This is a genomic window from Actinomadura rugatobispora (genome assembly GCF_055379765.1).
In genome coordinates, this window is sequence record NZ_AP029191.1 from 10,255,828 (window position 1) to 10,270,552 (window position 14,725).

Below are 14,725 nucleotides of genomic sequence, written 5' to 3' on the forward strand. Positions count from 1 at the left end.
GCCTCACTCCGAGCCGAGCGGAACGCGCCTCACTCCGAGCGCAGGGCCGCCGCCGTCCCGATCCTGGCCGCCCGCCCGGCCGGAATCAGCGCGCCGAGCAGCGCGATCGCCACGCCCGCCAGGACGGACAGGACCATCAGCGGCCAAGGGAAGATCTCCAGGAGGCCGTAGGGGAGGATGAGGCCGCCTGTGCCGGTCATGGCCGGCAGCACCACCCGGTGGGCGGCGACGCCCAGCGGCAGCCCGACCAGCCCGCCGGCCAGGCCCAGCGCCGCCATGGAGGTGAGCACCACCGTCAGGACCTGCCCCGGTGTCGCGCCCAGCGACTTCAGGACGCCGAAGTCGCGCGCCCGGTCCCGGGTGTTGAGGATCACCGTGTTGAACACCCCGAGCCCGGCGACGGCGGTCAGCCCCAGGGTCAGCAGCGTGACCAGCCCGAGGAGGACCACCCGCCCGGCCTCGATCCCCTCGGCCGCCGTGGTGGCCTCCACCCCGTCCCGCTTGAGCGCGGCGACGTAGGCGTCCGGAGACGTGCCCGGAGTGAGGGTGACCTCCAGGATCGAGAAGGCCATGCGCGCGTGCGGACCGGGGCCCGGGGACTCGGGCGCCGTCGTGCGGGCGGTGAGCGGGGTGAGGGACGCCCAGTCCGTGATGACGGAGTCGCCGCCGTCCACGAGCGCGGTTCCGACGATCCGCAGCGTGACGCTCCTGCCGTCCTTGGTCACGACGATGCTGTCGCCGATCTTCTTGCCGCCGGTCTTCAGGAACGGGTCGCCCACGACGGCCTCGCCCGGCCCGGCCAGCCAGCGGCCGCGCACCAGCCGGTGGCCGTGCCGGTCGGTGACGGAGCCCTGGTAGGCCTTCATGTGCACCGCCCGGTCGAACCCGGGCACGTGCACCTGCTCGAACCGGGTCAGCGCGACCTTCGCCGTGCCGGGCCGCCCGTCCAGCGACACCGGCCGGCCGAGATCGTTGGGGACCAGGACGTGGACGGTCTCGGTGAGCTCGGCGTCGGCGAAGTAGGAGCTGACGGACCGGTCGAGGCCGTAGGCGAACGTCACCGCCGCCACCCCGAACGCGACGGCGCTGACGGTCAGCGCGGTCCGTCCCGGCCGGGCGAACGGCAGGCCCAGGCCCAGGCTGACCGGGCGCGGCAGCCGCGTCCGCGCCAGCGCCCGCTGCATCCGCAGGGCCCGGCCGCGGCGCGGCGCGGCGCCCGCGCTCACCGCGACCGCGGCCGGGATCCGGCCCGCCCGGACCGCCGGCACCAGCGCGGTGACGACGACGACCGCGAGCACCCCCGCCAGGGCCAGGGCGTCCACCCGTACCGAGACCCCGCTGGCGGTCGGCAGGTCGAACGACTCACCGAACGCGCCGATCACCCCCCCCGGCCAGGGCGTTCCCGATCACGATCCCCGCCAGGCCGCCCAGCACCCCCGGCACCGCCACCATCGCCAGGTAGACGCCGGTGACCTGGGCGGGGGTGAACCCGAGGGCCTTGAGCACGCCGATGTGCCGGAACCCCGACACCACCGCGCCGCTGACCACGTTCCCGATGATGAGCACCGCGACGATCAGCCCGGCGATCCCGAACGCGATCAGGAACGGGATCACGACCTTCCCGTCCTCGGTGGCCTTCTGGCGGGGCACGAGGTAGCTCTGGCTCGAGGCCGCGGGCAGGCCGGCGGTGACCGTGCCGGCCGGGGCCCCCGGGTCGGCGAGCCGGTAGAGCATCTGCAGGCCGTCGGGGGCGGTCAGCTGCCCCGGCGCCACCCACGCCTGGGCGGACCGCGTGATCGACCCCGCGGTCCCGACGACGGTGAAGGCGCGGCCGTCGCCGAAGGTCGCCGTCCTCCCGATCGGGTCGAAGGGGAACCGGACGTCGTTGCCGATCACGATCTCACCGGGGGCCGTGGCCCAGCGGCCGCTCTTGAGCCACAGCCGGTCCACCCGGTCGCCGTCGCGCCCGGCCCGCTCGGAGACCGTGAGGGGGCCGGGCGGCAGCAGCCCGCGCCCGTTCCCCTCGGACACGTTCATGATCTGCGTGCGGAAGGGGCCGGCCGCGGCCGTGACGCCGGGCCGGGACGCCGACGCCGCCGCCTGCGCCGCCGTGACCTTCGCGGGGGCGTAGGTGACCGTCAGATGCGCCCCCCGCTGCCGCGCGAACGCCTTGTCGTACGGGTCGTCCACGGTGACCAGCAGGCCCAGCGCCAGCACGACCGTCGCGCTGGACAGCAGCAGCACAAGCGTGATGAGGGACGTCTGCAGCCTGCGCCGCCGCACCGCGAACCGCGCGGCCTGCCACACCGCCCTCACCGGGTCACCTCGGCGGCCACCCGGCCGTCCTCGAACGCCACGACCCGGTCCGCGCACCGGGTGGCCAGCCGCTCGTCGTGGGTGACGATCAGCAGGGTCTGGCCGATCTGGTTGAGGTCCAGGAGCAGGTCCATGACCTGCTCGCCCGCCCGCGAGTCCAGCGCCCCGGTCGGCTCGTCGGCCAGCAGCAGGGCGGGCCGGTTCATCAGCGCGCGGGCGACGCCGACCCGCTGCCGCTCCCCGCCCGACAGCACCACCGGGTAGGCGTTGCGGCGGTCGGCGATGCCCAGCTCGTCCAGCAGCTCCATCGCCCGGGCCCGCGCCTGCCTGCGCGCGGTGCCGAGCAGCTGGGCGGCCAGCATCACGTTCTCCAGCACCGGCAGGTCGTCGAGCAGGTTGAAGAACTGGAAGACCATGCCGACGCGGCGGCGCCGGTACCTGGCCAGCGCGGCCTCGCCCATCGCCGTGATGTCCTCGCCGCGCACCGCGACCGTGCCCGAGGTGGGCCGGTCCAGGCCGGCGATCATGTTGAGGAGGGTCGACTTGCCCGACCCCGAGGGGCCCATCACCGCGACGGCCTCGCCCGCCTTGACGTCGAGGCTGACCCCGGCGAGCGCGGCGGTCTCGCCGTACTCCTTGCGCACGTCCGTCATCCGGACCATCGGTTCCATGGCCGTGACGGTAGGAGGCGGGACGCCGCCCGCGCGTCGGGCCCCGGGTGTAGGTGCGGCGCCGGGTCATCCGACGGATGTAGGGCACTGGCCCGCCAGGATGATGCGATCCGTCCGGGACCGCGCCAGGATGGACGGGTGCTGCCCGCGTGGATCGTCCCCCTGCTCGTCGCGGGCCCGTGCGCGTGGGCCCTGTGGGAGCGGCGCAGGCGCCGCTCCGACCTGGGCGCCCGGACCTGGCTGCTGGAACGCGAGCGCGAGGCCGCGGCGCGCCGGGCCGTCGAGGAGGAACGGGCCCGGGTGGCCCGCGACCTCCACGACATCGTCAGCCACAGCGTCAGCGTCATGGTCGTGCAGGCGGGCGCGGCCCGGCACGGCCTCGACGGCGAGGTCGAGGAGGCGCTGCTGGCCGTGGAGCGGACCGGCCGGGAGGCGATGACCGAGCTGCGGCACCTGCTCGGGGTGCTCGCGCCCGCCCCGGACGGTGACGGCGACGCGTTCGCCCCGCAGCCCTCACTCGCCAACCTGGGGACCCTGGTCGACCGGATCGCCTTCGCGGGCCTGCCGGTGGACGTGCGGGTGACCGGTGAGCCGCGGCCGCTGCCCACCGGGATCGACGCGACCGGCTACCGCGTCGTCCAGGAGGCGCTCACCAACGCGCTGAAACACGGCACGGCCGGGGCGAGAGCGGAGGTGACGGTGGGCTACGGGACGCGGAACCTGCGGCTGGAGGTGCTCAACACCGGTCCGAGCGTGCTCACCGGGACCGGGCCCGCCCCGGCGGAGAACAAGCCCGGCCGGGGCCTGGCCGGGCTGCGCGAGAGGGTCGCGGTGTACGGCGGCGACCTGGACGCGCGGCGGCGGCTGGGCGGCGGCTACCGGGTGCGGGCCCGCATCCCCCTGGAGCGGCCGTGACCCGGGTGCTGATCGCCGATGACCAGACGCTGGTGCGCGGCGGATTCCGGATGATCCTGAGCAGGGCCGGGATCGAGGTGGCGGGCGAGGCCGCCGACGGGCTGGAGGCGGTGACGGCCGCGCGGCGGCTGCGGCCGGACGTGGTGCTGATGGACATCCGGATGCCCGGCATCGACGGCCTGGAGGCCGCCCGCCGCGTCCTGGCCGACGACCCGGCGTGCCGGGTGCTGATGCTGACCACCTTCGACCTCGACCGGTACGTGTACGCGGCGCTCGCCGCGGGGGCCAGCGGGTTCCTGCTGAAGGACGTCACCCCCGAGCACCTCGTGGCGTCGGTGCGGCTCGTCGCGACCGGCGACGCGCTGCTCGCCCCTTCCATCACCCGCCGCCTGGTCGAGCGGTTCGCCCGCCCGGCGCCGGAGCCCCGGGGCCTGGACGGCCTGACACCGCGGGAGAAGGAGGTCCTCCGCCTGGTCGGCGGGGGCCTGTCCAACGCCGAGCTGGCCGCCCGCCTGCAGCTCAGCGAGGCGACGGTCAAGACCCACGTGGCCCGTATCTTCGCCAAATTGGGTCTGCGCGACCGTGCCCAGGCCGTGGTGGTCGCCTACGAGTCGGGTCTCGTCGTTCCCGGTTCGCCGGAGTGACCGGGAGATGAGATCCAGCGATCGGCAATGATCCAGTCAAATAGCCAGTTTTAGCCCGAGTCAGTGCATATCGGGCATGATGTCGTGCAAGAAATGAGATGTACCGCAGAGGGCGAGCACCGCGATCAAGTGCTCCACGAGGCCAAGGAGGCTTGCGAGGGACTGAGACGACCGGTCCCGCACGTGAAGAACGCGCGGGGCACCGGTCGGTGCGGTGGTTACCGCCGGCGTCGGCGGGGGAGAGGCAGAGGGCCGGACCGGCCCCCTGCCTCTCCTTTTCGGCCGCGAGTCGCCGCGCCGCGTCAGAATTCCCGTTGCCGCAGGAAGACGCCCGGCTGACCGGCGTGGATCTCGATCCATTCGGCGCCCTCGTCGCCGGCGCGCCACGAATAGAGCAGGTCGGGCGTGAAGAAGCCCATTCCGGGGCCGACGTGCCGGCGGCCGAAGATGAGCTCGCCCCGGAGGACGTAGTTCAGCTGGTGGGTGCCGTGGCGGTGCGGCTTGACCCGCTCACCGGGCTTCGCCGCTTCATGGTAAACGGACAGTTGCGGAGATTGGAGAATGGCCTTGGTGACGAGGTCGCGGCCGAACAGCTCGAAATACTTTTCGGCCTCCTCGGACTCACCGAAGATCTCCGCGGTCGTCCGGCCCGCGATCTCGGCGACGTCGAAGAAGAACTGCCGGGGCCTCTCCTCCCCGCCCTGCCGGTCGGTGTCGTCGGTCATCGGCCCGCTCCTTCCGAGGTGGGTGTGAAAGCCGGTCAGCCCGCCGAAGCGGCGCCCGCGCCCGTGTAGTCCTCCCGCCAGGGTCCCGCCAGATGCCCGCCGTCGACCACGAAGGCCGCGCCGGTGCAGTAGGAGGCCTCCTCGGACGCCAGGAACGCCACCAGCGCGGCGACCTCGTCCGGACGGCCCATCCGCGGGATCGGCTGCCTCTCGACCAGTCGATCGAGGATCCCTCTCGCCGCCGATTCCCGGACCAGCTCGGAGGCGATCACCCCGGGGTGCACCGAGTTCACCCGGATGCCGAACCGGCCGAGCTCCAGCGCGGCCGAACGCGTCATCCCGGTCACCGCGTGCTTGGAGGCGACGTAGCTGGTCAGGTTGCGGATGCCGACCAGCCCGTCGATGGACGAGATGTTGACGATCGCCCCGCCGCCCCCCGCCGACAGCGCACCGGTGACCGCGCGCATGCCCAGCAGCACGCCGTGCAGGTTCACGTCGATGACGCGGTAGTGATCGGCGAGGGGTGCCTCGTGCAGCGGGCCGCCCGCCCCGATGCCCGCGTTGTTGACCAGGATGTCCAACCCGCCGTGCCGCTCGACCACGGACTCGACGGCGGAGGTCCACGAGCCCTCGTCCGTCACGTCCAGGTGCACGGGGACGGCCGCCGCGCCCAGCGCGGCGGCCGCGTTCGCCGCCCCCTCCAGGTTGATGTCGGCCACGGCGACCCGCGCGCCCTCCTCGACGAACCGGGCGGCCGTCGCGTGCCCGATCCCGCGCGCGGCGCCCGTCACCAATGCGACCTTGCCGGCGAGACGTCCTGCGTCCTTCATGGCCCCTCCTTATCCTTCGCAATAGCGAAGGATCTTTCTCTAGGTGCCGATTGTCAGTGGACCGCACACAGGTGTCAAGGGAGCCCCGGACCGCGGCCGTCATCTGAGGCGTCGTGCCACCGCCTGGGCGGCGGCGTTGAGCAGGTGCTCCAGCGGGCCGCGCCGGAAGTGGCGGGTCCACAGCACCGCCAGCACCAGGGCCGCGGCGATGAAGGCGGACAGGACGGGCAGCCCGCCGAAGGTGTCGTCGGAGTCCAGGAGCGCGAGCACGACGATGTGGGCGACGTAGACCGACAGCGACATGGTGCCCACGGCGATCACCGGGAGCAGCGGCCGGCGTACCCGGGCCCACCGGTCGGTGAGGGCGACGGCGCACACCACGACGGTGATCGCCACGCCCAGATTCCCGACGATCTCGAACGGCGTCCCGCTGTGCGGTGCCGCCACCAGCAGCAGGGCGGGGGTGCCGGTGTCCACCGTCCCGGTCTCCGGCCCCTGCCACCAGGTCACCGGTCCCGACTCGAGCCAGCCCGAGTCCGCGATGGCCGCGGGCACCCCGGGGATCAGGTGGAAGGCCAGCCACGACGCGCCGTAGCCGGCCAGCGCGAGCGCCGACCCGGCGGCCAGCAGCCGGTGGCGCACCCGGGCGGCCCTCAGGTCCAGCCTCCCCAGGGCCATGCCCGCGATCATGTACGGCAGCCAGCTCAGCACCGGGTAGGCCCCGGTGAGCACGAGGTCGACGACGCCTTCGTGGCTCAGCCGTTCGAGCGGGTCGTAGAGGGCGATCGCGTGCTCCCATGACTGCGCCCAGGCCTGCTCGTCCAGGACGGTTCGCGCCCCGAAGGACAGCAGGGGACCGGCCACCGCCAGGACGGCGGCGATGACCGCCAGCGTCCCGGCGCGCAGCCGCACCAGCGGCAGCGCCAGCAGGAAGCAGAGCCCGTAGTAGGCGAGGATCACGTCCACCGGGGCCGGGAGCATCGCCACCCCGGTGCCCAGCGCGATCAGGACCACCGCGCGGACGGTGATCTTCGCCCTCGCCCGCCGGCCGTCCAGTCCGGTCCTGGGCCGCCGCCGGCCACCGATGATCACCAGCGTGACCCCGGCCAGCAGGGCGAACAGCGCGGCGGACCGGCCGTGCGTCAGCTGCATCACCGTGCCGGCCACGCCCCCGTCCTCGATGTCCGGCCCGATGTGGGCGGCGAACATCCCCAGCACGGCCAGCCCGCGGGCCAGGTCCAGCCCGACCAGCCTCCCCTCCGGCGGCGCGGAGGGCGGAGCCGGCGGAGCGCGCGAGCTTCCCGGCCGGGCGGGCACCTCGCCCGGCCTCACGAGCTCTCGTCCTCGACGATGGCGGCGCGCCCCGGCCCAGGCGCGAGGGTCCAGAATCCGATGGCTCATCGGTCGGTGTCCGTGTCGGATGCCGTGGCGGCAGGCGCAGGAATCGTCCCCGGCACCAACCTCCACGGTAACCCCGGAGACCCCCGCTCACCACGTGGGACGGGGGCGCGCGATCCCGTTCACCCTGCCGGGCAGATGAGGTCGGCGGCGGGCAGGGCGCCGGTACGGAGGTAGGCGTTGACGGCCTGGTCCGCGCACGGGACCGGGGTCAGCCCGTCGACGCCGCGTCCGTACACGCCGTGGGAGCGGAGGTCGGCCGAGATCATGCGCGAGCTCTTGAGCTTGCGGTGCATGGCCACGGCACCGGTGTAGGGGACGTTGTTGTCGCGCGTGGCCTGGAGGAGCAGCAGGGGGACCCGGTTGCCGATCTCGACCCCCGGTTCGCGGGGCTCGGTCCTCCAGAACGGGCACGGGAAGATCGCGTTGGCCGTCGCCGCGAAGACCGGCTGGGTGCGGCGGGCGCGCTCGGCGTCGCGCCAGTACCGCTCGGGGTCGTCGGGCCAGCCCCCGGCCGGCCAGCCGCCGTCGCCGCAGAAGATCGCGTTGCCGCTGTTGAACTGGTTGTCCAGCTCCGGGCTCGGCGTGCTGAACAGCTCCAGCCACGTGCTCAGCTCCGGGATGGGCTCGACGTCCCGGCCCTCGGCGGCGTCGGCCAGGTTGCGGACGGCCTTGGCGAGGGTGGCGTCGCTCTCCCCGTTGCCGACCATCTGGCGCAGGAACAGGCCCAGCACTCTCGCCTCCACCACGTGGTCGCCGATGGGGAGCGGGCCGCGGTCCACTCGGGAGCCGACGCGTTCGACGACGGCGCGGACCTGCCGGGGCGTGTCGCCGAGCCGGTACTCGGCCGAACGCCGGGCCGTCCAGGCGGCCCATTCGTCCAGCCCGCGCTCCTGGGCCCGGCCGGAGGCCTGGAAGTTCTCGTACTGGGTCAGCGCCGGGTCGGTGACGCTGTCGATCACGACGCGGCCGGCGTGGCGGGGGAACATCTGGGTGTAGACGGCGCCCAGGTCGCCGCCGTAGGACACCCCGTAGTAGGACAGTTCACGCTCGCCCAGGACGGCGCGGATCAGGTCCATGTCGCGGGCCACGTTGCGGCTGGAGGCGTGGGGGAGCAGCGCGGCGTTGTCGCCGTGCTCGTGGCAGCGCCGCGCGGTGTCGCGCGCGTTTTGCACGGACGCCTCGAACGCCTCCCTCCGGGAGTACGTCGGCGGCGCCTTCGGGGACGGCCCGCAGTGGATCGGGGTGCTGCGGCCGACGAAGCGCGGGTCGAAGCCGATCAGGTCGTACCGGTCCGCCGCGTCCTTCAGCGCGGGACGCAGCCGGGCCGCGTACTCCAGCCCCGGCCCGCCGGGCCCGCCCGGGTTGGCCAGCAGGATGCCGCGGCGGTGCGCCGGGTCGCCGGCCCTGATCCGGGAGATCGCGAGCTTGATCGAGCGGCCGCCGGGGTCCGAGTAGTCCAGCGGCACGGTCACCTCCGCGCACTGCGCGCCCGCTTCGACCAGATCCGCGGCATCGGCCGGACACGCGCCCCAGTCCGGGCGCTGTCCGAGGTGGAGCGACAGATCGGGCGCGGGGGAGCGGGGGGCCGACACCGAGGCGGGCGCGGCACCGGCCCAGCCGACGAGCGCGGCGGCGCCGAGCGCGGTCGCGGCCATGGCCCAGCGTGTGATGATCATGGACCCCATTCCATCCGCCGCCGGGCCCGAAGTCATTGCGGCAAGCCCTCCGGGCCGGACTGGGGCCAGCCCCACCGCGGGGCGGCGCGCCGGGTCCCGCGGTGTCACAATCGGATGTGACCGGGATCTCAGGCCGGGAGGGGCCAGATGGCAGGAGACGGAGCTCTGCGGACCCGGCGGTCGCGGCTGGTGCGCGAGTGGTCGCGCCTGATGGACGGCCGGGACCCTCGCCCGCCCGAACCGGGATCGGCGCTGCGCACCGAGATCGCGGCGTCGTGGGACCGGTCGCGGGTCGTGGTCGATCCGCGCCGTGCCAGCGCGCCCGGCCGGGCGGACGTGGTGGACCGGTGGCGGGCGTCGCCGCTGGCCGGCCCGGTCGGTGAGATGGCCTCCGAACTGCGCTCCATCGCCGACGACGCGGGCTTCGTGGCGGCCGTGACCGACGCCTCCGGCACGATCCTGTGGACCTACGGCGGCCGGGTCATGCGCGACCGCGCCGAACGGGTCAACTTCGCGCCCGGCGGCCGCTGGGACGAGACCGCGATGGGCACCAGCGCCCCGGCCCTCGCGCTGCGCGACCGCGGCCCCGCGACGGTGTTCTCCGCCGAGCACCTGGTGGAGGCGCTGCACGGCTGGGTCTGCTACGCGGCCCCGCTGCGCGGGCCGGGCGGGCGCCTGCTGGGCGTCCTGGACCTGTCGAGCACCTGGGACCGTTCGCACCCGATGGTGATGCCGACCGTGCGCACCCTCGCGGCGGGCATCGAAGGCCGGCTGGCCCGGCTGCCGGCCGCCCCGCCGTCCTCCGCCGTGCCGCGCGTCACGCTCGACTGCCTGGGCGACGGCCGGGCGCTGCGGGACGGCGCCCCGCTGCCCCTGCGCCCGCGCCAGCTGGAGATCCTGGCCCTGCTGGCGCTGGAGCCGGACGGCTTCACCCCCGAGCGGCTGCGCGAGGCCCTGTACGGTGACCGGCCGGTGGCGATGACCTCGCTGAAGGCGCAGGTCTCCCACCTGCGCAGGGCGCTCGGAGGCGCGCTGGCCCAGCGCCGCTACACGCTGACCGAGCCCGTCGGGTGCGACGCCGCGGCCGTCCTGGACGCGCTGGCCTCCGGCGACACGGCGACGGCCGTCCGGCGCTACGCCGGCCCGCTGCTGCCCGAGTCCGAGGCGCCCGGCGTCGTGCGGTGGCGGGAGTACCTGGAGGTCGCGGTGCGCAGGGCCGTCCTCGCCTCCCCGATACCCGAGCACGCGCTGGCGTACGGCGAGCGGCACCGCTACGACCTGGAGGTGCACCAGCACGCGCACCGGCTGCTGGGGCCGTCCGACGGCCGCCGCGGCATCACCGCCGCCCGCATCGACGCCGCCCTCCGCGACTGAACGCGCCCCGGCGACCGGGCGGCGGCAACCTTCCGACAACCTTCGCGGCGCATCGTGTCCTCCATCACAGAGGAGGGCACCCCATGGTCTACGCCAAGCCGGGCACCGACGGCAGCGTCGTGTCCTACGCCGACCACTACGACAACTTCATCGGCGGCGAGTTCGTCCCGCCGGTCGACGGGGAGTACTTCGACGACCCGTCCCCGGTCGACGGCCAGGTCTTCACCCGGGTGGCCCGCTCCCGGGCCGCCGACATCGACCTGGCGCTGGACGCCGCGCACGCCGCCGCCGACAGATGGGGCGCGACGCCGGTGGCCGAACGCTCGGTGCTGCTCAACCGCATCGCCGACCGCATCGAGGAGAACCTGGAGCGGCTCGCGGTCGCCGAGTCGTGGGAGAACGGCAAGCCCGTACGCGAGACCCTCGCCGCCGACCTGCCCCTGGCCGTGGACCACTTCCGCTACTTCGCCGGCGTGATCCGCGCCCAGGAGGGCGGGATCAGCCAGCTCGACGAGGACACCGTCGCCTACCACTTCCACGAGCCGCTCGGGGTCGTCGGGCAGATCATCCCGTGGAACTTCCCGCTCCTGATGGCCACCTGGAAGCTGGCCCCGGCGCTGGCCGCGGGGAACTGCGTGGTGATCAAACCGGCCGAGCAGACCCCGGCCAGCATCATGCTGCTGATCGAGCTGGTCGCCGACCTGCTGCCGCCCGGCGTGGTGAACGTCGTGAACGGCTTCGGCGTCGAGGCGGGCAAGCCGCTGGCCGCCAGCCCCCGGATCGCCAAGATCGCCTTCACCGGGGAGACCACCACCGGGCGGCTGATCATGCAGTACGCCTCGCAGAACATCATCCCGGTGACCCTCGAGCTGGGCGGCAAGAGCCCCAACATCTTCCTGGCCGACGTGACCGCGGCCGACGACGACTACCTCGACAAGGCCGTCGAGGGGTTCGTGATGTTCGCGCTCAACCAGGGCGAGGTGTGCACCTGCCCGTCGCGGGCGCTGATCGACGCCTCGATCTACGACGAGTTCATGGCGCGCTGCGTGGCGCGCACCGAGGCGATCGTGACCGGCGACCCGCTGGACCCGGCCACCATGATCGGCGCGCAGGCGTCCCGCGACCAGTACGAGAAGATCCTGTCCTACCTGGACATCGGCCGGCAGGAGGGCGCGCAGGTGCTGACCGGCGGCGGCGCCCGCACGGTCCCGGGCCTGGAGGGCGGCCACTACATCGAGCCGACGATCTTCAAGGGCACCAACGACATGCGGATCTTCCAGGAGGAGATCTTCGGCCCGGTCGTGTCGGTCACCACCTTCGACTCCACGGACGAGGCCCTGAAGATCGCCAACGAGACGCTGTACGGGCTCGGCGCGGGCGTGTGGACCCGGGACGGCTCGGCCGCGTACCGGATGGGCCGCGCCATCAAGGCGGGCCGGGTGTGGACCAACTGCTACCACGCCTACCCGGCGCACGCCGCGTTCGGCGGCTACAAGCAGTCGGGCATCGGCCGCGAGAACCACCGCGCGATGCTCGACCACTACCAGCAGACCAAGAACCTGCTGGTCAGCTACTCGCCCAAGCGCCTGGGGTTCTTCTGATGGAACCCGGACGGGTCGAGCGCGTCCGGCTCACCCCGGCCGCCGCGCGGACCCTGGCGAGCCTCGTCGGGCGGCACGGCCCGGTCATGTTCCACCAGTCAGGCGGCTGCTGCGACGGCAGCTCCCCGATGTGCTACCCGCGCGGGGAGTTCCTGGTCGGCGGCGCCGACGTGCTGCTGGGCCATGTCGACGACGGGACGCCGTTCTGGATGAGCGCCGCACAGTACGAGTACTGGAAGCACACCCACCTGACCGTGGACGTGGTTCCGGGACGAGGCAGCGGCTTCTCCCTGGAGGCGCCCGACGGCGTGCGCTTCCTCATCCGCTCCCGCCTCTTCACCGACCAGGAGGCCGAACGCATCCAAGCCGAGCCGCCCCTCCCGAACGGGGAGGGGTGATCAAGCAGGCGGACCACCCCAACGTCTAACGGTCTCGACGCTCGGCGACGACCTGGTTTCGCTGTCCCTGTAAGGCTGGATGTTCGCCACGGTGGGCTTGTGGAACCACAGCGTTCCCGAGCAGGGGGCGGGCGCGTCCAGCCGGACGCTCAGCCGCAGAGAGCCCGGGGCGACGCGCAGACCGTTGAACCGGACCCGGTGGGTCAAAGGCAGACGATCCCGCTCCCTGCCCAGCCGCCATTCGAATCGCGCATTGGACGCACAGCGCCGGTCGGCGCGGAATTCCACGGCGCCGTACAGGTAATAGTAGGGACGGACGCCGATCCGCTCGGTCCAGCGTCGTTTCAGATTCGGCAGCGTATAGGTGGAACCGACCGTCTGCCCGGCCGACATCCGATAGGCGAACCCTTGCCCGTCGGCGGGTGAAGGCCTGTCTCCGGCCGCCACCGAGCCGGCGGCCAACTCCTGTTCGTCGTGGTCGAGGAAATAGAACAAGCCCACGAAAACGGCGAACAGCAGCACTACCAGTGCGACCTTCACGCCCTCGCCGCCCTTCGGAGAACTCGTGGCGGTCCCACGGTAGAGGGCCCTCACCGGGAGGGGGCCGGGAGTAGCGCCGGTCGGTGCGTCTGCGCCCGGGGGAGCACGAGAGGTTACCTCGGGTGTGGGACGACGGCCCCGTGAACGGGTTCGGACAATCGCGATCACCATCTGGAAGGAGTTCGCGATGCGCAAGTCCCTGCCCGTCCTCGCCGCACCGGTGATCGCGCTGCTGCCCGTCTCCGCCGCCGTGGCGGACGGAGGTGAGCGGTCACGGCTGTCCGGCGACAGCCCGTTCTCCGGCTGCGCTCCCGGGGCCCTGGACGCGGAGAAGGCGGACGGCGCGATCGAGCCGACCCTGGCCGCCGACCCGTCCGACCCCCGCCGGATCGCCGCCGTGTGGCCGCAGGACCACCACCGCGGCGTGGTCGCCGCGGTCACCCGCGACGGCGGCCGCACCTGGAAGCGCTCGGTGGTGCGGGGCCTGACCCGCTGCTCGGGAGGCCGCTACGACTACGTCGACGATCCCATGGCGACCTTCACCCGCGACGGCGGGCTCGTGGTCACCGCCGGCGTCGACATGGCCGACGGGTCGGCGTCCGCGGCGCTGTCGGTCCGCTCCGACGACGGCCGGGCCTGGACCCGCCCCTCGGTGATCCTGGAGGAGCCGGATCCGCGGCAGGGCGTGGTCGCGGCCGGTCAGGCGGTGCCCGACCCGCGCGACCCCGACGTGCTGTACGTGGTCGGCCCGCGCTTCCCCGCGGAGGCGCGGACTCGCAACCAGGGCTGGATCAGCCGCAGCACCGACGGCGGGCGCACCTGGACGCCTCCCCGCATCGTGGTGGAACCGGCCGAGGGCAGCATGGCCACCGGGCACCGCCTGACCGTGCTCGGCGACGGCACCCTGCTGGACCTGCACACCCACATCCGCTTCAGGGGCGGCCCCGGCCTGAGCGAGTACAGCCTGCAGGCCGTCCGCTCCACCGACGGCGGCGCGACCTGGTCCGCGCCGCGGAAGATCGCCGACATGAGGTCCAGGATCACCATCCAGGACCCCGAGACGGGCGACCACGTATCGCACACCACCAGCCTGCTCTCCGACACCGCCATCGACCCTCGCACCGGCCGGCTGTACGCGGTCTGGCAGGACGCGCGGTTCGGCGGCGGCGCCGCCGACGGCGTCGCCCTGACCTCGTCCGGCGACGGCGGCCGCACCTGGACCGAGCCGATCAAGGTGAACCGGACCCCGACCACGATCCCCGCGGGCGACCAGCAGGCCTTCACCGTCTCGGCCGCGGTGGGCCGCGACGGGACCCTGGCCGTCTCCTACTCCGACTTCCGCCACAACGGTCCCGGCACGCCGCTGCTCACCGACCGCTGGCTGGCCCGCTGCCGTCCCGTCCCCGGCGTCCCCTGCACGGGCCCGACCGCGAAGTGGCGCGAGAACCGCCTCACGACAAGGTCGTTCGACATGCGCCGGGCTCCCCGCATCCCCGACGCGTCCAGCCCCCGCGGCTTCTTCGTGGGCGAGCAGATGGGCCTCGTCGCCACCGGCCACGGCTTCACCAGCACCTGGTCCGCCCCCGACGCCCCCGCCTGCGCCGCCGCCCACGTCCGTACCACCCCCTGATCAG

The 14,725-nt window shown here is 73.7% G+C and carries 14 protein-coding genes; 6 read left to right on the top strand and 8 right to left on the bottom strand.

Annotated elements, in window-relative coordinates:
* Window positions 1-29: 29 nt before the first annotated feature.
* Genes ACZ466_RS45830 through ACZ466_RS45840 form a run of 3 tightly spaced genes read right to left on the bottom strand, consistent with a single transcriptional unit; the run spans window position 30 to window position 2,987 of the window.
* Entirely contained in the window at window positions 30-1,382 is a 1,353-nt protein-coding gene (locus tag ACZ466_RS45830; RefSeq protein WP_464041960.1) for an ABC transporter permease, read from the bottom strand.
* Complete coding sequence (locus ACZ466_RS45835; RefSeq protein ID WP_464041961.1) at window positions 1,363-2,316, bottom strand: FtsX-like permease family protein; 954 nt, start codon at window positions 2,314-2,316, stop codon at window positions 1,363-1,365. The genes ACZ466_RS45830 and ACZ466_RS45835 overlap by 20 nt, the downstream gene beginning before the upstream one ends.
* Entirely contained in the window at window positions 2,313-2,987 is a 675-nt protein-coding gene (locus ACZ466_RS45840; protein WP_378291071.1) for an ABC transporter ATP-binding protein, read from the bottom strand. Before ACZ466_RS45840 ends, ACZ466_RS45835 begins: the two co-directional genes overlap by 4 nt.
* Before the next feature lie 138 nt (window positions 2,988-3,125).
* Between ACZ466_RS45840 and ACZ466_RS45845 the strand changes: the two genes are divergently transcribed.
* Window positions 3,126-3,902, top strand: a complete 777-nt coding sequence (locus ACZ466_RS45845; protein ID WP_378291073.1) for a sensor histidine kinase — start codon at window positions 3,126-3,128, stop codon at window positions 3,900-3,902.
* Window positions 3,899-4,546, top strand: a complete 648-nt coding sequence (locus ACZ466_RS45850; RefSeq protein WP_378291075.1) for a response regulator — start codon at window positions 3,899-3,901, stop codon at window positions 4,544-4,546. Before ACZ466_RS45845 ends, ACZ466_RS45850 begins: the two co-directional genes overlap by 4 nt.
* Window positions 4,547-4,848: 302 nt before the next feature.
* Here the strand turns inward: ACZ466_RS45850 and ACZ466_RS45855 are convergent, their stop codons facing one another.
* The 4 genes from ACZ466_RS45855 to ACZ466_RS45870 form a co-directional block, all read right to left on the bottom strand.
* Window positions 4,849-5,271 (bottom strand): cupin domain-containing protein, encoded by a 423-nt coding sequence (locus ACZ466_RS45855; RefSeq protein WP_378291077.1) that lies wholly within the window; start codon window positions 5,269-5,271, stop codon window positions 4,849-4,851.
* A gap of 35 nt (window positions 5,272-5,306) precedes the next feature.
* Window positions 5,307-6,101 (bottom strand): SDR family NAD(P)-dependent oxidoreductase, encoded by a 795-nt coding sequence (locus ACZ466_RS45860; RefSeq protein WP_464041962.1) that lies wholly within the window; start codon window positions 6,099-6,101, stop codon window positions 5,307-5,309.
* A gap of 99 nt (window positions 6,102-6,200) precedes the next feature.
* The gene (locus tag ACZ466_RS45865) at window positions 6,201-7,433 is read right to left on the bottom strand and encodes a DUF418 domain-containing protein (protein WP_378291081.1); all 1,233 of its coding nucleotides are present in this window, start codon (window positions 7,431-7,433) and stop codon (window positions 6,201-6,203) included.
* Between the two features lie 188 nt (window positions 7,434-7,621).
* Window positions 7,622-9,178 (bottom strand): alpha/beta hydrolase, encoded by a 1,557-nt coding sequence (locus ACZ466_RS45870; protein ID WP_378291083.1) that lies wholly within the window; start codon window positions 9,176-9,178, stop codon window positions 7,622-7,624.
* Window positions 9,179-9,325: 147 nt separating this feature from the next.
* Between ACZ466_RS45870 and ACZ466_RS45875 the strand changes: the two genes are divergently transcribed.
* The 3 genes from ACZ466_RS45875 to ACZ466_RS45885 all read left to right on the top strand — a co-directional run bounded on the left by ACZ466_RS45875 (window position 9,326) and on the right by ACZ466_RS45885 (window position 12,551).
* Window positions 9,326-10,552 carry a sigma-54-dependent transcriptional regulator family protein gene (locus tag ACZ466_RS45875; RefSeq protein WP_378291085.1) on the top strand — a complete coding sequence of 409 codons (1,227 nt, stop codon included), beginning with the start codon at window positions 9,326-9,328 and terminating at the stop codon, window positions 10,550-10,552.
* A gap of 83 nt (window positions 10,553-10,635) precedes the next feature.
* Window positions 10,636-12,153, top strand: coding sequence for an acetaldehyde dehydrogenase ExaC (gene exaC, locus ACZ466_RS45880; RefSeq protein WP_378291087.1), 1,518 nt, complete (start codon window positions 10,636-10,638; stop codon window positions 12,151-12,153).
* The gene (locus ACZ466_RS45885; RefSeq protein ID WP_378291089.1) at window positions 12,153-12,551 is read left to right on the top strand and encodes a DUF779 domain-containing protein; all 399 of its coding nucleotides are present in this window, start codon (window positions 12,153-12,155) and stop codon (window positions 12,549-12,551) included. The genes exaC and ACZ466_RS45885 overlap by 1 nt, the downstream gene beginning before the upstream one ends.
* Here the strand turns inward: ACZ466_RS45885 and ACZ466_RS45890 are convergent, their stop codons facing one another.
* The gene (locus tag ACZ466_RS45890; protein WP_378291092.1) at window positions 12,552-13,091 is read right to left on the bottom strand and encodes a hypothetical protein; all 540 of its coding nucleotides are present in this window, start codon (window positions 13,089-13,091) and stop codon (window positions 12,552-12,554) included.
* Window positions 13,092-13,278: 187 nt separating this feature from the next.
* Here ACZ466_RS45890 and ACZ466_RS45895 point away from each other — a divergent pair, with 187 nt between their 5' ends.
* A complete protein-coding gene (locus ACZ466_RS45895) occupies window positions 13,279-14,721 on the top strand; it encodes a sialidase family protein (RefSeq protein WP_378291094.1) in 1,443 nt (480 codons plus the stop codon).
* Window positions 14,722-14,725: the final 4 nt, after the last annotated feature.